Origin of the sequence: Wolbachia endosymbiont (group B) of Xylocampa areola, from assembly GCF_964028205.1 — a bacterium.
Lineage (GTDB): Bacteria > Pseudomonadota > Alphaproteobacteria > Rickettsiales > Anaplasmataceae > Wolbachia.
On record NZ_OZ034771.1, the window covers coordinates 398,775 to 421,524 of the forward strand.

General features: G+C 32.9%; 20 protein-coding genes and 1 pseudogene. 7 read left to right on the top strand and 14 right to left on the bottom strand.

All coding sequences use genetic code 11. From position 1 onward, the window contains the following. Window positions 1–56: 56 nt before the first annotated feature. Window positions 57–1,283, top strand: a complete 1,227-nt coding sequence (mtaB, locus tag ABWU35_RS01860) for a tRNA (N(6)-L-threonylcarbamoyladenosine(37)-C(2))-methylthiotransferase MtaB (RefSeq protein ID WP_010402133.1) — start codon at window positions 57–59, stop codon at window positions 1,281–1,283. A 59-nt stretch (window positions 1,284–1,342) separates the two neighbouring features. Beyond that, the gene (locus tag ABWU35_RS01865; RefSeq protein WP_213863769.1) at window positions 1,343–2,284 is read left to right on the top strand and encodes a P44/Msp2 family outer membrane protein; all 942 of its coding nucleotides are present in this window, start codon (window positions 1,343–1,345) and stop codon (window positions 2,282–2,284) included. Window positions 2,285–2,563: 279 nt separating this feature from the next. Here the strand turns inward: ABWU35_RS01865 and secD are convergent, their stop codons facing one another. Further along, window positions 2,564–4,078 carry a protein translocase subunit SecD gene (gene secD, locus ABWU35_RS01870; RefSeq protein ID WP_264685588.1) on the bottom strand — a complete coding sequence of 505 codons (1,515 nt, stop codon included), beginning with the start codon at window positions 4,076–4,078 and terminating at the stop codon, window positions 2,564–2,566. 72 nt (window positions 4,079–4,150) lie between these two features. Beyond that, window positions 4,151–4,525, bottom strand: a complete 375-nt coding sequence (locus ABWU35_RS01875; RefSeq protein WP_007301917.1) for a hypothetical protein — start codon at window positions 4,523–4,525, stop codon at window positions 4,151–4,153. A 119-nt stretch (window positions 4,526–4,644) separates the two neighbouring features. Between ABWU35_RS01875 and hemC the strand changes: the two genes are divergently transcribed. Together hemC and murB are read left to right on the top strand one after the other, a co-directional pair. Continuing rightward, window positions 4,645–5,523, top strand: a complete 879-nt coding sequence (hemC, locus tag ABWU35_RS01880) for a hydroxymethylbilane synthase (protein WP_007301916.1) — start codon at window positions 4,645–4,647, stop codon at window positions 5,521–5,523. Beyond that, a complete protein-coding gene (gene murB, locus ABWU35_RS01885) occupies window positions 5,514–6,398 on the top strand; it encodes a UDP-N-acetylmuramate dehydrogenase (RefSeq protein ID WP_017531754.1) in 885 nt (294 codons plus the stop codon). The genes hemC and murB overlap by 10 nt, the downstream gene beginning before the upstream one ends. 82 nt (window positions 6,399–6,480) lie before the next feature. On the opposite strand, the gene ABWU35_RS01890 is transcribed toward murB, so the two are convergent. Next, entirely contained in the window at window positions 6,481–6,954 is a 474-nt protein-coding gene (locus ABWU35_RS01890) for a glycine zipper family protein (protein ID WP_007301914.1), read from the bottom strand. Window positions 6,955–7,072: 118 nt separating this feature from the next. Between ABWU35_RS01890 and ABWU35_RS01895 the strand changes: the two genes are divergently transcribed. Beyond that, window positions 7,073–8,251, top strand: a complete 1,179-nt coding sequence (locus ABWU35_RS01895) for a dicarboxylate/amino acid:cation symporter (protein WP_264685589.1) — start codon at window positions 7,073–7,075, stop codon at window positions 8,249–8,251. A gap of 1 nt (window position 8,252) precedes the next feature. Then, window positions 8,253–8,843, top strand: coding sequence for an orotate phosphoribosyltransferase (pyrE, locus tag ABWU35_RS01900; RefSeq protein WP_264684969.1), 591 nt, complete (start codon window positions 8,253–8,255; stop codon window positions 8,841–8,843). A 352-nt stretch (window positions 8,844–9,195) separates the two neighbouring features. Here the strand turns inward: pyrE and ABWU35_RS01905 are convergent, their stop codons facing one another. Next, window positions 9,196–9,996 (bottom strand): hypothetical protein, encoded by an 801-nt coding sequence (locus ABWU35_RS01905; RefSeq protein ID WP_264684970.1) that lies wholly within the window; start codon window positions 9,994–9,996, stop codon window positions 9,196–9,198. 154 nt (window positions 9,997–10,150) lie between these two features. Here ABWU35_RS01905 and ligA point away from each other — a divergent pair, with 154 nt between their 5' ends. After that, window positions 10,151–12,106: an NAD-dependent DNA ligase LigA gene (ligA, locus tag ABWU35_RS01910; RefSeq protein ID WP_264684971.1), complete on the top strand. Its 1,956-nt coding sequence runs from the start codon at window positions 10,151–10,153 to the stop codon at window positions 12,104–12,106. Between the two features lie 153 nt (window positions 12,107–12,259). Here ligA and ABWU35_RS01915 read toward each other — a convergent pair whose 3' ends face one another. The 10 genes and pseudogenes from ABWU35_RS01915 to ABWU35_RS01960 form a co-directional block, all read right to left on the bottom strand. Next, window positions 12,260–13,504, bottom strand: coding sequence for an MFS transporter (locus ABWU35_RS01915; protein ID WP_012481840.1), 1,245 nt, complete (start codon window positions 13,502–13,504; stop codon window positions 12,260–12,262). 12 nt (window positions 13,505–13,516) lie between these two features. Further along, window positions 13,517–13,927, bottom strand: coding sequence for a GNAT family N-acetyltransferase (locus ABWU35_RS01920; RefSeq protein ID WP_007301907.1), 411 nt, complete (start codon window positions 13,925–13,927; stop codon window positions 13,517–13,519). Between the two features lies 1 nt (window position 13,928). Then, window positions 13,929–15,257, bottom strand: coding sequence for a B12-binding domain-containing radical SAM protein (locus tag ABWU35_RS01925; protein WP_230609079.1), 1,329 nt, complete (start codon window positions 15,255–15,257; stop codon window positions 13,929–13,931). Between the two features lie 5 nt (window positions 15,258–15,262). Then, window positions 15,263–16,156 (bottom strand): radical SAM/SPASM domain-containing protein, encoded by an 894-nt coding sequence (locus tag ABWU35_RS01930; RefSeq protein WP_319803185.1) that lies wholly within the window; start codon window positions 16,154–16,156, stop codon window positions 15,263–15,265. Further along, the gene (locus ABWU35_RS01935; RefSeq protein ID WP_019236599.1) at window positions 16,153–16,491 is read right to left on the bottom strand and encodes a hypothetical protein; all 339 of its coding nucleotides are present in this window, start codon (window positions 16,489–16,491) and stop codon (window positions 16,153–16,155) included. Before ABWU35_RS01935 ends, ABWU35_RS01930 begins: the two co-directional genes overlap by 4 nt. Before the next feature lie 86 nt (window positions 16,492–16,577). After that, window positions 16,578–16,706, bottom strand: coding sequence for a hypothetical protein (locus tag ABWU35_RS01940; protein WP_019236598.1), 129 nt, complete (start codon window positions 16,704–16,706; stop codon window positions 16,578–16,580). Between the two features lie 1,073 nt (window positions 16,707–17,779). Beyond that, window positions 17,780–21,103: a cytoplasmic incompatibility factor CifB gene (locus ABWU35_RS01945; RefSeq protein WP_230609069.1), complete on the bottom strand. Its 3,324-nt coding sequence runs from the start codon at window positions 21,101–21,103 to the stop codon at window positions 17,780–17,782. A gap of 185 nt (window positions 21,104–21,288) precedes the next feature. Next, a pseudogene (locus tag ABWU35_RS01950) lies at window positions 21,289–21,759 on the bottom strand (transposase); the annotation flags it as partial. A gap of 33 nt (window positions 21,760–21,792) precedes the next feature. After that, complete coding sequence (locus ABWU35_RS01955) at window positions 21,793–22,449, bottom strand: transposase (RefSeq protein WP_230609067.1); 657 nt, start codon at window positions 22,447–22,449, stop codon at window positions 21,793–21,795. A gap of 96 nt (window positions 22,450–22,545) precedes the next feature. Next, complete coding sequence (locus ABWU35_RS01960) at window positions 22,546–22,722, bottom strand: hypothetical protein (RefSeq protein ID WP_230609065.1); 177 nt, start codon at window positions 22,720–22,722, stop codon at window positions 22,546–22,548. Between the last annotated feature and the right edge of the window lie 28 nt (window positions 22,723–22,750).

Sequence of the window (22,750 nt, forward strand, 5' to 3'; positions counted from 1 at the left end):
AAAATAGTCATTTTGCTTGGATATTTGATATAATTTAGATCTATTAAAGCAAAAGCATGAATGAAGTAATAACATTTGGTTGTCGTCTAAATTTCTACGAGAGTGAGTTAATCAAAGAAGCATTAAAAAAAGCAAAGAGAGAAAATGTTGTTGTAGTGCATAGCTGTGCAGTGACAAACGAAGCAGAACGCCAAGTGAAGCAAAAAATACGTAAGATCTATAAAAACGACCCAAGTAAAGAAATTATCGTAGTTGGCTGTGCCGTTCAATTAGATCCTAAATCATATAGTGATATTCCTGGTGTAAGTAAAGTGCTAGGTAATCAAGACAAGCTAAGAGCTGAAAATTATCTACTAAATAATGATGAAATCTTAGTCAGTGATAACCAAGTAGAACCTATTCTCATTAATGGATTTGAAGATAAATCAAGGGCATTTATTGAAATTCAAAATGGTTGTAATCATAGTTGTACATTTTGCTCAATTACTGAGGCAAGAGGAAATAATCGATCTGTGCCAGTAAACAATATTATAGAGCAAATTAAGATTTTTATAGAAAATGGGTATCAAGAAGTGGTGTTTACAGGTGTTGATATTACTGATTTTGGTACAGATTTGTTTGGTAAGCAATCACTCAGTTCAATGATTAGAAGAGTTTTAAAGGATATACCACAGTTAAAGAGACTAAGACTTTCCTCTATTGATGTTGCTGAAGTTGATGATGAACTAATGGATTTAATAGCTAATGAGTCAAGACTTATGCCTCACTTACACTTGAGTCTACAGTCTGGTAATAATTTAATACTAAAGAGAATGAAACGTCGTCACAATAGAGAACAAGTGATAGAATTTTATCATAAAATGAAGAGCTTAAGACCTAATATAGCATTTGGCGCTGATATTATTGCTGGATTTCCAACAGAAACTGATGAAATGTTTCAGGATACAGTTGATTTACTGAAAAAAATAAATGTAGTTTATCTACATGCTTTTCCATATTCAGAGCGGAAAAACACACCTGCTGCACGGATGCCACAAATACCAGAGAATGTACGTAAAGAACGAGTAAAGCATCTAAGAGAAATAAATAAAGAAATGATGAGCAGTTTTTATCAATCTTTGCTCGGCACTGAGCAAAGCGTTTTGGTTGAGCAGAATAATATTGGTAGAACAGAAAATTTTGCATTAATAAAACTTACATCAAGAGTTCAAGCTAAAAGTATTGTGAAAGCTCATGTTAAAGGAATAGAAAATAATTGTTTAATTGGAAATATTATTTCTTAATTTTTGTACATTAAAGGAATATATGATATAGTAGTTATACTATAAGTGATAATTCATTTATGATAATTAGAATATCTATTGCTTTATTTTTCATCTTCATTCCGTGTGTCTATTTTTTTATTACTTATATCAGTAACAATACACACATTGAGCAAGTACAACCGTTAAAATTAGAAACAGATAATAATGAAAGTGTAATACGTTCTGAAGAGGTTGCTGAAAGAGAAATACCAATAAAATATCAAGAACTTAAAAGTAGTTCACCTTCTATTTTCCAAGCAGCTGGTCAGAAAAATATGTTGCCACGTATTACAGATCAAGCTGAACCTACAAAGGCAAAATCAAAAAAACTTGATTTCTATGTTAGTGCTAACGGTGGTAAGATATACAATGATAATTCAGAAACATTTGTAAAGGGTATAAAGGCAATAGGAGAAAGGTTTATTAATTTAATCAATACAGCTAATCCTAATCTTTCTTTGCAAGAAAAAGTAGTATCATTGTTTATCAAAGCGGGATTAGTGGATGAAATTCAGAGTATAGAGAAATTTAACGGCAAAATTGATTTCCAGTGGCTTAGGAGCGTATCTTTAGGTTACTATGCTGGGGAAAATGGCCGAGTTGATTTTGAAGCTATGTATTCTACAGCCAATATTAAAGATAGTAATTCTCCTCCGGTATTTGAGAAATCAGCAAGCGTGTTTGCATTTTTATTAAACTTCTATTATAACTCCAGCATTCAAGATACACAATTTGCTCCGTATATTGGTCTTGGTATAGGGCCAACAGTTTTTAGATTAAAAAAGATTAATGGGTCACCAGAAAATTCAATGCCACTGAATGTTCCTTGGTTTGCTTATCAAATAAAGCTTGGTGTTGACTACTCAATAATCCCAGAAGTTAAAACCTTTTTCGGCTATCGTTACTTTAGTATCCCAATACCTATTGCAGATGATATATCCACTCATAATATTGAAGTTGGTTTGATGTTTAATTTTTAGTAATAATATCTTTTCAATTCTAATATCCTGATTTCCATTCAGAAATTTGATAAATCTATCCATATCTTTAATCTTATGGCCATATCCTTTGTGATAGCCTGAAGATGGTTTCTGTTTCTTTTTTCCTTTTCTTCCACAAATATATTGGTTTTATGCTCACTAAATTGGTGAGCATGTTACAACGTTTTTGACGACGAAAAGACTGGATAGCTACTTTCATGACAACCATTTAGTTGTCTTTTCTCGTCTATCTTATTTTGTCACTCTGCTGAACAGATACTAAAGTACTAGCTTTTGTGGGTTGATGCACAATTCTATCAGAAGTTTTGTGACTATAATTGCAGAAAACATCGAGCATAAAACTCCTATCGATAAAGTGATAGAAAATCCTCTAATTGCTCCGCTACCAATAATGAACATTATTCCTGAAGCAATTAGTGTAGTGAGGTTTGAATCAAGAATTGTTTTTATTGCGTTTTTAAATCCTTCTTCAATGGCACGAGCTGTTCTTTTTCCTGCTCTTATTTCTTCGCGGATGCGTTCAAATATTAAAACATTTGCATCCACTGACATGCCAACAGTTAGCGCAATTCCAGCAATTCCAGGGAGAGTAAGAGTTGCTTCAAGTAAGGTAAGAATGAGTAGTATAGAGATTACATTAAAAACGAGTGCAACAGACGCTAATAAGCCTAATTTGCCGTAAGTAATGATTATAGATAAACCAACGGCTATGATAGAGATTATTGCTGCAATTTCTCCTGCTTTTATTGACTCTTCTCCAAGGCTTGGACCAATGTTTTTTTCTTCAATTATTTTAAGTGGTGCAGGTAGTGCACCTGATTTTAAAAGTATTGCAAGTTCACTCGCTTGTTTTTCAGTGAAATTACCGCTAATTTCTCCCTCTCCATTTAGAATAGGTTCACGTATTGTTGGTACAGTTAAGACTGTGTTATCTAAAACAATTGCAAAAGGCTTTCCTACATTTTCTTTAGTAATTTTTGCAAATTTTTTACTTGCTATGCTGTCGAATTTGAAATGTACTGTTGGTTTACCTAAATTGCCAAATCTAACTGATGCGTTAACTAATGAATCACCGCCTATTTCAGTTTTGCGGAATATCGGGTAGGAATTACCCAAAGAATCCTTGAGCATAATCGTAGTGTCATGATCGATATCTTGCATTTTAGCTACATTGGTGTTTGCCAAATGGAAGGCCAGCTTGGCTGTTTTGCCAAGCAGAGATTTTATCTGCTGAGTGTCTTCTACTCCAGGAACTTGGACTAATATCTTATTTTGTCCTTGTTTTTGCACACTTACTTCCTTAGTACCAAGCTTATCTAAGCGTCTTTGAACATTAACTATTGACTCTGAAACTACTTCATTGATTAATGAATTCTTATAATGCGGTTTATATGAAATGAAAATTGCAGTATTTTTTCTACTCAATTCTAAATTTTGGTTTATTTTATGTATTAACGTTGAAACTTTTTTGTAATCATCAATATTATTTAAAGTTACAACCACTTGTTTATCGTTTTTTGCGCTAAATTCAATCTTTTGTGTTAACAGACCTTCTTTTATTTCATCGGTTAGCATGCTTAGTTTCTCTTTGAAGTAAAAATCTAAGTCTACATTTAGAAGCAGAGATGATCCACCTTTCAGGTCAAGCCCTAAATTTATTCTCTTTTTTGAGGTAAAGAACTTATTATCAATAAAATTTGGCAGTATTATATATAAGGACAGCAAAAAAATTAGTAACACTGAAAGAGATTTAACTATTATCTTGTTTGGCATAAATTTAAACTATATTAGTGCATTGTAGACCGAATAGTTGCTAATCACAAGCACCTAAAAGATTAGGACCGCCTAAAGCCCTGATCTATAATTGATGGTCTGCGTTTGTTTTTCTAAAATATCATTATAAATCCATGAATGAGGTTCAGAGGTAGCTTTAAGATTCTCTATTTGTTTATTTTTTCTAATGCTATCAATCGGAAGGTAAATGCATAAACCAAGTATTGAGAAAGTAACTATGGTAGCTGGTATGTGAATAGCAAGAAATTCACTATAACTTGGATCTTTCCAACCGAGAGGACTAGATAGAGAAGGATGAGAGGAAAATCTGGGAATTGCTACTACTGCACTTAATGCTGTTAGAATAATAGCGACAGTAGTACATACAAGAGGTAAAATATTCTTTTTATTAAATCTGCCATTAGAATCTTTTAAAATATCAAACATACATACTCCTAGATTACTAAATGTTCGTGATACTAAGGGCTAATTGTAAAATGTTCAATAACTAAATTGGAGATAATAAAAAATGGGCATAGAATATAGACATATAATATGAAGGATATATGCTAGTTAAAATAGGTACGAGAGGAAGCGACCTTGCGCTCATCCAAGCTTTGGAAGCAAAACAAAGATTATTAGAGTCTTTTCCTAATCTATCCGTTGAGATCATTAAAATCAAAACTTCTGGTGATAAATATGCTAATGTAACCCTTGCTGAAATAGGAGGTAAAGGACTGTTCCTCAGGGAGATTGAGGCTGAATTACTCAAAAATAATATAGATATGGCGGTTCATTCGCTAAAAGATGTACCTGCGTTTTTCTCGAAGGACTTAACAATTCCTTGTGTTTTAGAGAGGCTAAGTCCATGTGATGTATTTATTTCTCATAAATATAAGAGCCTAAAAACTTTGCCACAGCAGGCTACAATTGCAACTTCTTCAATAAGAAGAAAAGTTCAGCTGTTAAATCTCAGGCCAGACTTAAATGTAGTGCCACTGCGTGGAAATGTGACAACTAGACTGCAAAATCAGAATTTTGATGGAATGATTTTAGCTGAAGCAGGGCTGATAAGATTAAAAAAATATCACTTAATTACAGAGGTATTGCCACCAAAAGTCATGTTAAGCGCAGTAGGGCAGGGGACAATTTGCATTCAATGCCGAAAGAATGATATAAAAGTTATCGATCTTTTAGAGAAAATTAATAATAATATGTCTTTTATAAGGGCAAAATCAGAGCGCAGTTTCATGAAGACAGTAAATGGTTCATGCTTTACACCGCTTGCAGCTTTAGCAGAATATGTGAGTGAAAACATGCTACATCTTTATTGTATGTTAGCGGGCGAGAGAGTTATATACTTTACTGAACGCACTTCGTTTGTAGAAGATGCAGAAAAAATGGGTATGGATGCAGGATTAGAGTTAAAATCAAAATGCTTATAAGCTTACCTAAAGTATGTGGAATCTACCGTTATAATGTTTCAATGTCTAAAATGACTTGGTTAAATGTTGGTGGCCAAGCTGATGTACTATTTAAGCCACGTGACATTGAAGATCTAATGTGCTTGATAAAAGATGCGGAGTTACCAATTAGCGTTATCGGTGCAACATCCAACATAATAGTGCAAGATAGTGGCATTCGAGGAATAACGGTGAAATTAGGTAAGGAATTTGCGTATATTAAATGTAAAGATAATAGCTCCATAGTTGCAGGTGGTGCTGCACTGCTTAGTAACCTTGCCTACTTTGCAGGGGAACAGCAAATTAGTGGGCTTGAGTTTCTTGCTGGAATTCCAGGAACAGTTGGCGGTGGAATAGAAATGAATGCAGGTGCATATGGTAGTGATATTGCGAGTGTTGTAAAATTTATAAGGGCAGTGAATCTAGAAGATGGAAATTTATATGAATTCTCCAGCGAAGAAATGGGATATTTTTATCGTGGACATAGTCTAAAAGGCAGGTGGATTTTTATTGAAGCTGAATTTAAAGGAGTAAGTTCAGAGTATGAGCTTATATTGCAAAGATTGAAAGAAGTTATTGATAAAAAAAATAAAAGTCAACCAGTAAGAGGAAAAACTGCTGGTTGTATATTCAAAAATCCAATAGGCTGCAAGGCATGGAAACTGATTGATGAATCTGGCTGCCGAGGATTAGATAATGGTGTAGCTAAAATTTCTAAGAAACATTGTAATTTTCTACTCAATTACAATAATGCAACTGCACTTGACTTAGAAAACCTTGGCAACAGAGTAAAAGATGCAGTAAAAGATAAATTTAACATTGAACTTGAGTGGGAGATAAGGGTTTTGGGTAGGTAACTTCTAACCTTCTCTAATATGACCTATTTCAATTGAGTACACTTCAATTTAAGTCCAAGGTACACTATTTTGCGAGGATAATTTATGCTTCCTTTGAAGAAAAGCATTCTTTTATTTTTTCAATTACCGGCTCTATAATGTAGTGATTTATTTTCTTAATCATAGGTTCTACAATCATATTTCCAACAATAAGGCCTGTAATTGGGGCAATAATTCCTATTGTCGCACCCATCAAAACTGCTGATCCTGTATTTAACATTACACCAGGAAAAATAGCACCTATAGCTGCACCAAGACCAATCCCGATTGCAGTGCTAGTAACGCCCATACAAAATATAGGGAAAATGCATTCTCGATTTACTTTATCTTCCTTATAATCACAATATGTAAGGTATGCGATAGATAATATTGTAGAAACAGCAGCAATAATTCCACCTATAATGGAAGGTGATAAAATTGCGAAACTTGGACCAAGACCTACAAGCACTCCTATTGAAATATTCATTCCCATTAATATTCCAACAAGGATTAACTCTTCTTTAGTTTTTTTATCCATACCCCTCCTTAACACTTAATTAATAATAAAATGTTACTCATCTTTACTTAACCTGTAAAGTTATCTTAACCTAATTTCAAAAATTATTGTATAATATCATTTTGAGGTTTTATTTTCAATGCGCAAACTTGCAATACTCTTTTCTATACTGTTTGCGGTAATTGCTTACTATTTAAACAATGAAGTAATGTTTGAAATAGCAAAGCTATTTAGTGATATATTCATCAGTTTGTTGAAATTAATCAGTTTACCTTTGGTTTTTCTATCTATCGTATCCACAATTTCAGGGCTTAAAGACTCAATTGAAATTAAAGTATTACTTAAGAAGACGCTGTTTTATACGCTGCTTACAACCATTATAGCTGCATTTGTTGCGCTATCTTTCTATTTATTCATAGATCCAGTAAGAAAAAATTTCATAAGTAACACAATAGAAAGTGTGAGTGACAGCAACCACAATTACTTCTCATACTTAAAATCACTCATTCCATCAAATTTTGTGCAAGTTTTTCTTGAAAATAACGTTATTGGCAGCATATTGATTGCTTTTTTGATGGGTGGAGCTATTATTTCGCTCTCAAAAGAAAAACAGGATATATTACACCAAATATTCTCTGCACTGTTTGATACACTTCTTAAAATTGCTCAAGGGTTGTTAAAGTTTATTCCTCTTGCTGTATGGTCTTTTATCACATGTTTTTTATACGAGTTAAAAGGTGGCAGCGAATTCCATAGTCTTTTTTGGTATTTTGCTTGCATAATGTCTGCAAATTTCGTGCAAGCATTTGTGATTTTGCCACTACTCATGTGGTATAAAGGTATATCACCAATTCAAACGATGAAAGGTGTTATGCCGGCACTCATACTGGCATTTTTTTCTAAATCATCCAGTGCGACACTACCGACAACCATAGACTGTGTGCAAAATCAGCTAAAAGTGCCAAAGAAATTGTCATCTTTTATTCTACCAATATGTACAACTATCAATATGAATGCGTGTGCTGCATTTATTTTAATCACAGTGATGTTTGTTGCGGAGATGAATGGGCACACATTTTCCTTAAGTGAGATGTTCATATGGATTTTCTTAGCTACAGGAGCTGCAATTGGCAACGCTGGAGTGCCGATGGGGTGCTATTTTATGGCAACTAGTTATTTGGTATCAATGAACGTTCCTTTGTACATTATGGGGCTGATTTTACCTATTTATACAATCATTGATATGTTTGAAACTGCAATAAATGTTTGGTCTGATGTCTGTGTAACGCAGATAATTAATAAAGAATGTAAAACTTAGAATGATACTAGACAATCCGATAATAAAAGAGTTTGAAGAGGCTGGTGCGGTTTTGCACGGACATTTTGTACTCTCGTCAGGGCTGCACAGCAACACTTACATACAATGCGCTAAAATTTTTGAAAATCCAAGCAGAGCAATGAAGGTTTGTGAGCTATTGGCAAATAAAATAAGAAAAGAGCTTGTTGAACCCATAGACTTAATACTATCTCCTGCAATTGGTGGAATAATTGTGGGTTATGAGATTGGTAGACAGCTTGGAATCCGAACAATATTTTGCGAACGTGTTAATGGTAAATTTGAATTACGCCGTGGATTTGAGATTAAACAAGGTGAGAAAATCTTACTAATTGAAGATGTGATTACCACAGGTAAATCTTCACTTGAAGCAGTAAAATGTGGAGAAGAGAAGGGAGGTAAAGTTGTTGCTGAAGCTTCTTTGATAAAGAGAAGTAGTGAGACAAAACTACCTTTTTCTGTTATATCTTTGATTGAACTAAACATTCAAAACTATAGCGAGAAAGAACTGCCAAGTGAATTAAAACAATTACCTATAATGAAACCTGGAAGTAGAGAATATTTAACAAAGTAATTCTATATATGGCTCAAGTGGTTCAGTAACTTTTACGTGTTATATTTTTTTCACCAAAGTTAGATATTACAGTTTATTTTCCCTGTATTCGTTCAGCAGAATGGCAAAATAAGATAGACAAATAAAGATATAAAGTAAAACAATAATAGGTGTCATTCCAGCGCGTGACGATGGAATCCAGAAAGGAACAATGGATCCCAGTGTCTGAGCACTGGGATGACAAGGTAGGAAGCACTGGGATGAAACCTTTTTGCTTCAATATTTTGCACAGTAGCCATGCAACTTGACAAATACTTTTCTCTTGATTTAGCTAAGGTTTTTATGAATTTTGCCCATAAAAACCCTGTTATAACTAAAAATACACTAAATCTTGGTTTGCACATGTTTCATTTTTTGCCATAAGAGACAATAATTCTGCACTCTCATTGAAACTATTTGCAGCAGTTTTTAAAACCTCAGATTTTGCTTCTATGAGTTCGCATTCAATCTTGTCTATTCTTGTATCCAAATCCCTATGTGCATTTTCGATTAACTTATTCATTTCATATTCTAGAAATTTGCTTGATTCTTCACTTTGTTCAGTGAGAAAATCACCTATTTTGCTTGTGATCTCAGGTTTGATAAGGCTTTCAATCTTTTCTTCAGTATATTTTTTTACTTCTTCTTCTACCTGAGTTTTTATTTCTGGCTTTAGCAAATCTGCAACTTCTGGTCCTACTTTTTTCACTGCTTTTTCAGCTGCATTTTTTGCTGCTTTTTCAGCATTTGCTTCTACTGACTTTACTGTTTTATCAATTGAAGTCGATATTTTTTTTTCTATTTGATTAGCTTTTTCGGTAGCTATTTTGTTAGCTTTCTCTTCAGCTAAAGTTAGCATTTTTCCTTCTATTTTTTTTACTTCATCTTGAGCTGCTTTTCTAGCTTCTAGTTTTAAATCGTTACCCATTTTAGATATTACTTGTTCTGCTGCTTTTTTTGCTGCTTTATCTATGCCCAACCATTCTCCTAATTTACCACTCACACCATATGCTAAAGTTTCAGAACTCAATTGACCTTCTGAATTTTGTGGCTGGTTCCTGTGTACTTTCCATACTGTATTCTGTGTGTCGTAACTTGGTTGATCGTTCCAATTTTTGTAATTGTATTCTTTCATAATGTACTCCTTAATTTAAAAACTATACTAACATTAATATACAAGTATAAAAATTATATTAATATTAGTATTGCTTTTCAGGGCAGTAGTATAAATTTATAGTACCTTTTGAAAAAATTCATGACTTGACGGCAAAGAGCATTATATTGGTATCATGACTGACTTGGAAAAGATGAGAGAAAAACTGCAAAATCAAATTAATTATCATAATATCTTATATTATCAAAAAAGTAAGCCAGAGATAAGTGATGCTGAATATGATGAACTGAAAAAAAAGTTAGCTGCAATAGAGCCAGAAGCTTATGCAACACAAGATAGTGTTGGTGCTCCGCCTGATGAGAGATTTTCTAAGGTGGAACATCAAGAACCTATGCTTTCTCTTGAGAATGCTTATGATGAACAAGGTGTAGAAAAATTTTTGTCTAAAATAAAGAGATTTTTAATTGCAGATGAAATAGAGATATTATGTGAGCCAAAAATTGATGGATTGTCATTTTCTGCAATTTATGAAGATGGGAAATTTGTTAAAGCTGCAACTCGAGGTGACGGTTTTGTAGGAGAGGATGTAACTCACAATGTTGCAACAATAAAAGGCTTTCCTAAGTTTTTACAAGATGTGCAAGGAAGACTAGAAGTAAGGGGTGAAATATATATCAGTAACAGCGACTTTTTAAAGTTAAATGAAAATAATGAATTCGCTAATCCTCGAAATGCAGCTGCTGGTTCTTTAAAGCAATTGAATGCGAACATTACAGCAAAAAGGCCTCTTAGATATTTTGCTTATTCTTTAATTGGTGGAATAGAGAAAAGTCAAAGTGAGATACTAGAAAAACTTGAGAAACTTGGTTTTTGCGTAAATGAGCATCGTTCCTTAACAAGTAGTTTGAATGGAATGCTAAAGTTCTATAACGAGATCTATGATTGTCGTTATAACTTGGATTATGATATCGATGGGATAGTCTATAAAGTGAATGATTTGGTGCTACAAAGTCGTCTGGGAAGTACACACAAAGCGCCACGCTCAGCGCTTGCATATAAGTTTTCTGCGATTTATGCGAAGACAAAGTTAAATAAAATATTTATACAGGTGGGTAGAACGGGGGTTTTAACTCCAGTTGCAGATTTGGTACCAGTTAATATTGGCGGAGTGCTAGTTAGCAGAGCAAGTCTACATAACCAAGATGAGATAAAACGTAAAGATATAAGAGAAGGAGATGTTGTAACAATTAAAAGAGCTGGAGATGTAATTCCTCAAATTGTCAAAGTAGATGAAGGTTCTCGTCATACAAATATGCCTGAATTTGTTTTTCCTGACATATGTCCTGAATGTGGTAGTAAAGTGCAGATTGAAGGAGTGGCAGTAAGATGTCCTGAAGAATTTAATTGCAAGGCTCAAATAGTAGAAAAACTAAAACATTTTGTGTCAAAAGATGCATTTGACATTGTTGGCCTTGGTGAAAAACAAATAAAGTTTTTTTATGATCTTAGCCTAATAAGACAAATTCCAGACATTTTTATTTTAGAGGAAAGATTAAAAGAGTTTTCCTTAAAAGAGCATCATGGTTGGGGCGAGAAGTCAATAGCTAATCTATTAAGTGCTATACAAAACAGAAGAGTAATCACTCTAGATAGGTTCATATTTTCTTTGGGTATCAGATTTATCGGCCAAGTTGCAGCAGAATTGCTCGCAAATTATTATGTATCTTATGATAACTGGTATAATTCGATGTCATCAAATGATGTTGAGTTGGTAGGTATAGATGGTATAGGAGAAAAAGTAGCTGAATCTTTAAAATCGTTTTTTTCTCAGGAACGTAACATTAAAATGTTAAATGATCTTACTGCATATCTGCAAATTCTTCCCGTGAGCTCCAACTCTAGCGATTCTTTTTTGAATAACAAAATTATAGTGTTTACTGGTAAGCTACGTGCTATGAGCAGAGGGGAGGCAAAAGTAAGAGCTAAAGTTTTAGGGGCAAAGATCAGTTCAAGCCTTTCTACTAAAACTGACTATTTAATTGCAGGAGAAGATCCAGGTTCAAAATATAAAAAAGCAATGGAATTGGGTGTGGAAATTTTAGATGAAGAACAGTGGAACAGATTGTGCTAAACACAACTTAATCTGACGGGAATGAATTAACTGATAGAAGAATTGAAAACTAATATCAGACTCTTATTTAATACAATTTATAGATGCGACAGAACCCTAAACTTTCCCTGTATCGGTTATAGGGTAGCATAAAAGATCTGTTCTGCACTAACATTAAAAAAAATTACTTAGCAACAATCTTTGATTATTCATTATTAATGATAGTCCAAGTAACACTAATAATAAGCCAACTAATAAAAACATTATATCAATTGTAATAAAACTGATTAGCAATGCACCAACCAAAGGAGAAATAATCATGAAAAAGTTTTGAATAGATTCGCTAAAGGCAGAAACTGAGCCTATTATACTTTGGTCAACTTCTGTCTGTAATAGACTAGCATATGGTACATTAATCAGCGCCCCCGTTATTCCAAATAAAAACCATATTAATACATAAAAATACACAGACAAATTTATATGATAAAAAGCTAATGAACCTAAAAGGAATAATAATAATCCACCAAGAGTTTGCCCTGCAGAAATCAACAGTATGTATCTAAAGCGCGTAATGTAAGTAGTAACTACTACTGCACCAACAACACTGCCCATTCCTATAGCACTTATTGCTATTGCATATATTGATGCACTAAAATTCATAAATTTGTTGAAAACTATTATATAAAGATCGAATATAAATATTATGGCAAACCTTAATGCACTATTAATAATAACAATTCTTAAAAGCTTATTGTTTTTAATTGTACTGGCAACATTTATTAGTTTCTTATATATAAAAGTCAATTTACTAATCTTATTGTTAGACAATTTTGTTTCTGTAATTTTCATAGGTAGACTAATAGCTTTGATAAAGCATGCAGATGCTAGAAAAGTTAAGGCATTGATAATAAACAAAAATTTTATATTGCAATACAAGATCAACAAACCACCAAATGCTGGACCAATAATTTTTGCAAGTTGACTTGAAGTATGCAAAAAACCTGATGCTTTTGGTAATAGATCATTAAGAACTAGTACTTTTAAGGCTATTTGCCTAGAAGGTAAGAAAAAACAACGGCATATTCCCTCCAAAAAGAGTAATAACAAAACTATTTCGTAATGATAAGCTAAAAAATATAAAATAATTGATAAAACTGCTCGAGAAATATCAGAATAAATCAAAATAGGTATTGGATTTTTATTATCTACAGATACTCCTATAATTGATCCAAAAAAAACGCTTGGAGCTGCAATAATAATTTCAACAATAGCAAGCATTTGTGATGATAAACCAATATCATAAAAGAATAATGAGCCAATAATAGGTATTACCATCCAGTCACCTAAACTGGAAATAAAGTCAGCAATAACTAAGTTAATATAGTTAGTATTACTAATCAAGCGATTTGTTTTTACCATAATTTAATACTATTAAACTTTACATGACAGGTGATATGCTTTAGCTTGAAAGCCATTATTTAAATAAAATTTCGAACCCAAATGATTACTCATACTTACATCGAGGTGAATTTGATGGTAACCAATTCTTTTACTTTCTTCTTTGAGCCATTCAATTAGCTGGTGCCCGTAGCCTCTTGATCGATACTCAGGTAGAGTTACTAAATCATCGACATAAACATATTTTCCAAACGCAAACTTATAGAGTAATCTATACGCTAAAATAGCAATAAGATCATTATCTACGTATTTGCCAATAACTTTATATCCATTATTGCATAAAGACGTAAAATTAGCTATAAAGGTATCTTCGTTATCAATATGTACATATAATTCATTAATTAAATTATATAACTGTTTAGGGTTAATAGTTTGAGATATCATGTTAAATAAGTTGTTGTTTTAGCCATTCAAATTCTTTTATTTTTAACTCAGCTATTTGCCGTATATCACCTTTATTTTCATCATTTAGCTGCCTTAAAGTAGGATATACGTTTTCTTCATACCAAGTTTTAAGTAAGTTATATAAAACTTTTGTGTTATTGTCTTGAAATTCAAAACTTCTGTGAAAGAATGACTTTTTTAAAAGATTATCTCGTTTAATTTTTAGCTCGATAGGGGTTCCTGGCATTACCTTCAATATGCTATTAGTTAAAAATTGGGGAATTCGATACCTACCAAATTTCTCAATTTTATCAAGCTCGAACTTTATACTTTCAATAGTTTGCCATGGATGCCACAGTATATAACTTGTTACAGTTTTTATATTATTTTTATCACATTCTTTAATAACTTTATGTAAATGAGCCTGATCAACTAACTTTCCAAAAATTTTTTTTAATGTTCTTTCATTGAAGGATTCTATTCCAATCAAAAAAGTTTTTACACCAGCATTTGAGAAATTTAAAATGGAATCTGCATCTAATACTTCGGACCTAATATTGAGTGCTATTGATATTTTGTCGCGAATATCATTTAGATGATCTGCTAGAATTTTAGCTCTATAGCTACACTCATATAAATTGCCACCAAATTCATTATCACTGAAAGCAAATCTTGTAATATTATGTACTTCATACAAGTAATGAATATCCTTTGCAGCTTCAGTTACATTACGCCCATACCAACCATGACCTACATCTTCATTATATGCACAAAAAGTGCACCGAGCATTACATCCACTACTACCTTCTATAGAAATAATACTATTTTCATAAAATTTGATGCTATTTTGTAGACCTCTAATCTGATAAAACTTATCAATATTGGCTTGAACATTTTCTGCAAGTGTTTGTACATAACTATCATACTGTATAAAAGAAAGTATTGATATCTTAGTCACAACAAGGTCAACAGCTTCATACTCCATCAGTTCCTCAGAAGCACTTGCTGCTAGATAACCGAAACCTATTATTACAACTTTATAACTTAATTTTATTAATCTTAACTCATCAGCTACTTTTTTTAAAACTATACCATAAGCATCAGTTTTGTTAAGAAATACAAGTATAAAGTAAAACTTTAGTGAGTTATTTGATAAATAAGCTAAGAGATCTACTTGTTTGCTAATTTTATAATTGGAATCTAATAAAGTAGTATTATAGCCTAAAGACTTAAGATATGTACTTAATGATAAACACCTACCTGTTACTACACGTTGCTTAAAATGTGCATCAAATAACTGTGGAGAATAAATTATTACTTCCCTGTCCATTAATATTAACCAAATAGACTCATTGGAGTTTCACACCTATGGCATAACCTACCTTCGTCAAGTTTTCTAAATTTATCTAACTTTACAGAATTAAACCATACATCATCTAAAGAATCACTTAGTATATTACCCATACATTGAGTTTTATCACTGACTCCAAATATACACGGATAAATGTCTCCTTTTTGTTCAATTGCGAATCCTGATATACCGGAGCCACAATTTCCACTACCAATAGTTTCTATTTTTGTGGAGTATTGTTTTGCAAGTCTTTCACATTCTGGTATTAATACATCAATTATTTCTCTATCACTTAAAATTATGTCAGAATATCCCTTAGACCTACCACAATTTTTCTGAGGAAAAAATTTAAATTTTTTTACCCCAAAACTTTGACCTATTGTAATAATATCTTTTAGTTCTGGAAAGTTTAGCTTGTTAACTACAGTATTTATCACAACTTCAGCAATTTCTGTCAGCTTTCTTATTCCCTTTAATACACTCCTATTGAATGATCCAAGACTTGCTCCTCTAATAAACTCATAAGTTTTAGATGTAGTACCATCTAAGGAAACTTGTATTTTTTTTATATTAAGTTCCCGTAATTTTGATACTACTGTTGAAGTAATAATACTTGCATTTGTACTTAACCCAAAGCCTAAATTCTTTGATAGAATAATTGAAGCTAGCTCAAAAAATTGTGGGAACATTAAATTTTCCCCACCTGTTATATAAATATCAAAAATCCCATAACCTCCTAACCTTTCTATAATACATTTCCATTGTTCAATGCTCAGAAGGAATGGATCTGCCTTAGTACCACCCTTACAATAGCAATGAATACATTTTTGATTGCATCTAGTAAAAGGTTGAAGGTGTGACCAGAAAGGCTTAATTATATTTTTTTTGGAGAATTTTCTTCAAAATGCTTTTTTATTTTAGGTACATCCTCCAGTAGGCTTATAGGGCGGTTATTAGTAGGCACAATGATGCCTTGTGATACAAGATCCTCAACAGCTTCGTTAAATTGAGTACAACTAATACCGAAATCTTTACTGAAACTTTTATAACCACTTTGTATTATATCCTGATACCTTGAAACTTGATAGATTAGTAAAACTAATGTATTTATTTTACCTAATTTATAAACTTGACCTGTTTTCTTATTTCTAAGTAAAGAACCAAAATACTCTAGCCTATATTGAAAATTAGGATTAATAATTAAAAATACCATAATACTAATACTGTACCTCACTTAAAAAGTAAAATTTCCACATGAGTAAGATTTGCATAAATGAAACCTTACTCATGTACCATATTTTAGCTAGCGCTTTGCTCAACTGTGCCCTTGTAACTAGTTGATCCAAGAGACAACGAAGCTTCTGTTATATCCTCATACTTTTTTATTTCTTCCTTAGTTGACTCTTGTGGCTGCATATTTGCTTCCATATAACCTCCATACTGTAAAATTAATTTACATAATGTAGTGATAAATTTAAAAGTCAAGCTACTATTTTTTATTCAGTACAATTATTTAGTAGATGACTAATCGCAGTGCTAAAGTTTTGTATACTTTTATTAGCAGGAAAAAATGCTATACACCCGAATTCTGGATTAAGGATGAAAAAAGAGCAAGAATATCAATAGCTTATAATTTAAACATTTACGATAGAAAAATTAATGGGCACCTAAATTTAAGCAGCAGGTATCTTAAAGCTACCAGTCAATTTAGTAAAATCCAAGAATTTCAGTGGCTTAGCCGTATGAGGCATGCAATAAACTGCCATTTTTAAATTTGATCGGACTTAGTTAAAAGAGTCAAGATTTTCAATAATTTACCTAAGATCTAATCCAGAATTCGCGTTTGTAAGGCTACTATAGTATTTCTAAACAGCAGAAAATAATTATGTGTGAACTTGTTTGTTATTTTGCTTAGAAAATACTACTGTGCCTTCTGCTAAGACTGTACAATAATCATTAAGTCTTTTACAAAAGATCCAGGAGCTTTTATAAACCATTATAAGTATATCTTAATGTTAATTAACTGTAAGATAGCCAACTCTACTCATAAGTCAATCCATTGTTTCAAAAAATATTTTAGCAAAATACCATAGAATTAGCGTTACACAGGATTCGATTATTTACTTTTTTATGAAAACGCAAAAAGTACGTACATTTGTGAGAACAAGCTGTCTAAAAATAGGGTTGTAAAAATCAAAGCATAAAATTATTGCAACAAAATTAGGCAGATTAGTTCATATATGAATTTAGCTGAAGTAAGCTAATGTGGGTAGTTTTAGCGTATAGTAAAATCACTATAATAAAAAGTTCGTATGTATCACATGGTAGACCAATTCATTCCAAAACAAACTCTTCTCACACTGCTGATTTTGAGCGCCGGAAATGGTTATATTATTTAAATTTATTAACACTATATACTGTAAAGTTAACGGCTGCTCATTTAAGATTTTCCTTCAAATAACTTGATATGTAAGTTTTTTTTACACTCCCTTCACAACCGGTTACCTCTGCCTGCCACTTTTACCTTTGCTAAGATCAGAGATATTACTAGCTTTAGGATCTTCTAAGGTAGATTGTGGGTTACCAAAATTGCCTATATCACTAACAGTAAGTGACATAGGTGGTCCTTTCCCTCCTTGTGGTTGCTGGTGCCATACCCCATGCGTTGGATATTGGCGCTCTAAAAAACTTAATAGTAATTGACGAATTTCATTTAGCCTTTGACATGATATAACAACCCTTCTATTGAGTAAATGCTCCTCCTCAGGAAATTGGTGAATATTATCAATGTTTTGAAATTCTCTTGAGATTGCTCTTCTCCGCTCTTGAAAGTATTGTCCATTTCTAAGATTGTCTGGATCAACTATATTATCCAGGCCTGGAACATTTAACGTAAGAAGATCACGCATTTCATCTAACACACCTCTACCTTGTTCTCCAAGATCACCATTTCGTTGTAAAGCTTGACTAATATCTCTGGCGTTTTCTAATGCCCAGATACCGCAATTATGGCCATCTCTCTGCTGTACTAACGCATTGTCTTGCTGGTCAGCAAGAACATTATGGACTGGAACAGGAGCACCATTTACTATAAGATTGTTTAGCTTATCCGGAACGTTACCACCAATTGAACTAGCATAATACCCATAATACTTCCTATTTTGAAAGGCAATAGTTAATGTAGCCCAATGGCTGCCATCTATATTAACAATCAAATTTGATATCAATATTTCATTGTTTTGCATTTCTTTATTGCTAATATGATTTTGCAACTTTTGCAAATGATCATTTACCCACCCTATAGGTAGTGTGGCAAAGAGCACATTATTATGCAGAACAGGCTGTAAGTTATATAGTGTTGTCCTTGCAGCAGAACGTATATCCCTTTCTTGAAGCCAATAATGATAGTAACGATTATCTGTTGCAAAGTCTAGTGTGAGTATATCATGCACATTTTCTATCGAATTAAGACCCATTATATTATCTTGAATATGCAGATTTACTAGGGGTAAAATATCATCTTCTAGCCTTACAATTCTTTCTGTCCTTCCACCGGGTCCTGAAGCACGACTGGAGTCAAGTTTATTTCTATGTGAAAATATAAGGTCCTCTGCTCCCTGTGCACCTCTATTAAATACAGCATAAGATAAAATCATACTTCCACAAGTAGAAAGTAACCTACGTTCTTTCACTTCATTCGTAAATTTACGTATCTTCTGTTTTGCATTACTTTTCTGTTGTGCTACTACGCTTTGATCATTAGCAAATCCTAATATAAATCCAATTGAGTGAACATCTGAATCATTCTCTGTAGGTTGCCTTGATACTAGGAGATCTAATCTATGCTCTGCAACTCTTGTATTTACTCGCTCCACTATTTTTCCTACCATTCTTATATCGGAAATACATATTTGACTTATCTTGTACCTAGAAACTACTTTACAAATATCGTCACAATTATAAAACACACCATACAATATAGACCGAAACTTGTCCTCGCTATCTACATCTATTATTGCATTACCATTCATATTTTCTGGCATTAATACTGCAGAAATGTTTCTAAGTAATTCTTGATACTGAGCTTTATCTCGCCAGCCATCATTTAAAACTTGATCTAAGGCATTATACACATTTCCAGCATTAGGGACTTTCACAAGATTACCACCAATAAAATTATTTGCATTATTATTTTGGTAATTGTGATATAAACCAAGGTTACCTGTATGAATATTAAAGTAAAGTTGATTATTAAGTGTGTATGAAACTTCCCATACATGAACATTATTCCCATTCATATTAAGATCTTGTAAATTGATTGCTCCTTGTTGTCGTGCATCGTGAGCTCTAATATGAAGTATAACTATATCAGAACCTTCAGCATGAAAGACCATAGTTAAACATCTTAAACCCTCATCACCATGTCTAAATGTATACTTTGTTACAGGTGCTTCCCCTCCCCCTTCGAGTTGTAAATGGTGCCTATCAAAAACACTATTTCCAGAAGCGAACCCAATTATGCAATCAAATATTCTATTATAATTCTCTGCATTTCTTGGTATTTCAGCAGGAAGATGTTCAAGTAAGAAATCTCTAACATTTTCTCTAATGCCTTCATTCTCTACACACTCAAATAATCTTTGTACTAAAGGAAATTTATCCTGTTGAAGTTCTACTGTATCAACACTAAAAGGATCTAGATTTACATTAAAATTCAATCCAACACAAACAGTATGCTTTGATGTAGGTATAAATGAAGAATCGTATAACCTTTCAGCGTAGCCTATGGCACGGTTTAATGCAACATCTGACGGTGCCTTACATCTAGTAATATTAAAAATAAAAATATTTTTTCTCTCTGCTTGATGATGTACAAGAAAAGCAACGTGTGAATTTCCAATAGACAATTCAAGGTCGATATCTATTTTGTAGCGATGACTAAAATTTACTAAAAAACCTAATAAAAACCCGTGACTCTCAAATTTTTGATTGCGATTTTTAATATTATTTTTTAGCGCTTGTCTGTAATTACCATAGATGTGAGTGATGTATGGCAAAACTTCCTCGCGCATTCTACGTTCTACATTTTGTTTTTGGTTGTTTGCTAGTATTTCCATAAAGTTGTCAGTCCCTTGTTGACTTTGTACTACCTGTGCAAAATTGACTGATCTATCAAGTTGTCTGAGCTGATTTTGATTAAGTTGTATTCCTGCTATTTCCTTAACTGTCAACACACTGCGTGGCACACGCACATTAATCTCCCTAAGCCTATTACGTTCTATATGCCTCAGAAGGCTAACCTCAGACGCTGAATATTTAGCAAATCTATCTCTTTCACTAATCACCCCGAATACTTTTGCAATTGCCTTTCCCTGACTCTTGCCCTTTCCATGCATGTATACTTTGTATTGCTCAAAAATTAAGTCTTTTTTCCTTAAATTTGGATTTTGCTGTCTAATCTCTTGCACTAGAGCATTTCTCTCCCTTGTACTGAACCTTAACCCATCACTATTAGGACGATCAGAAATACTGTAACATCTGACAACTTGCTGTCCGTCACGATAAACAGCGACTTTTAGGTTCCCTGTATTTCTATTTCTACCACCTGTATCAATACCATGATTATCAAAACGAAAATACACTCTCTCATTTGCTTTTAAGATATTAGCATCATGTGCAGTAGCAAACATACTAAAAAAGAATACAGGAAGGAAACGACCTGAACCCACATGATGCGAGAAAGATGAACAACGATCTAAAAAAGATTCAAATTCTTGTCTAAAAGCTTCAAGATTTCCATCAACTAAACTTCTAATTAAAGACACAAAACATCTCCCTATTTGCTACAACGAGAAAAATCACTTACACCAATGGGTGAACTACTTAATTAACACTCAGCGTAAAGGCCCTTTTCCTCTTACGAGAACCAGAAGAAATCACACCAGGAAATTCAAGCTCGGGCTCTGGCTCATTACCGAGAGTATTAAATAAACTGTGTCAAACCGCATTTTTAGCTCAACTCAATTTTCAATCTGTTGGGAAAGAAAATGTCGAGCTGAGATATAGTCAATGCCCAATCATGTACAGGCATAGTCCATTTCTCCTCCGCTTTCTTTATAGCACAATATACCTGTTTATACAAGGCATTTATGCTAGTAAATGAGCCCTTGGTTTTGGTGAATTTCCTAATTTGCCTATGTAGCCCCTCTATGGGATTAGTAGTATAGATTATCCTCCTAACTGGGTCGGAATACTTAAAATAACCAGATAGGTTTTCCCAATTATTCTGCCAAGATTTTATAACCATAGGGTACTTTGTGCCCCATTTTTCATCTAATTCCAACAGATAATTCTCGGCAATTTCCTTACTTGAAGCTTGATACACCTTCTTTAAATCACTCAAAAAACTCTTTGCATCTTTACTAGCTACATACTTCAGTGAGTTACGTATCTGATGCACTATACACACCTGCACTTCTGCATAGCACTGATAGGCATGTAAATCACAGTGAATTTACGCAGCTAATTTAAATTTAGCCATACCTATATCAGTAAATTTGTTCAATAAGTAGCACTTAATTAACAGCTCTTTTTCACGATTTACCTCTGATTTATTTTTCAAGCCAAACCCAAATATTTGCTTCAACCTATAGAAAAAGACTTCAATATAAGACCGTGCTCCATACTTAACTTTTTTCTTCCATTCATTAATACCATCTTCATAATTCTCATATGACCTAATTCTACTAATATACTTGTTTCTTTCTGATAAGTAGTCAGCTAAACAAATTTTAGTATCCTTCCTAGGGCGAATAATAGGCACAATATTGTATTTTCTGCATTCTTTATACACACTTTTTATATCATAAGCCGCATCTGCTCGAATAGAACAAATGTTATATTTATCACTGACTTCTTCTAACATATCGCAGACCGGCAAATAGTCTACAGCAACACCACTAGTGTAGTTCATGCTTATTGCTTTCTTATCATTTATGTTTAAAACAACATGTAATTTTCTTACTTGACCATAACCACTGTATTTTCTTTTTCGAATATTAAGCTTACTATGCCCACCGTTATTATTGTAGATACTAACTCTAGTGCTATCTACGGCAATTTCAACATTTTCCAGATCGTCTTTATTGCTTCTATGGTCATCAATCTTCAAATTAAGCTTTTTAAATCTTCTGGAAGCTTGTGTATAGCTGATAATCTTAAGTTTTTTGCCTATTTTACAAAACCTACAGCTTGTCTCAAGCCAATTCTAAAAAGATATGTGTATTAAAATTACAACTTTATCACTATAAGTGTTATTGCCACCTGCAACTTTTGGACTATTTTCATACCAATTTTCTATGGCTTGATTAACAAAATGAAAAACATTTCCTCTTTTTTTGAGAAACTCGTTATATTCTCTCCAATAACAAAAATTGGTAATCACTTCCTTTTTTTGTATTATATTTCTCCTT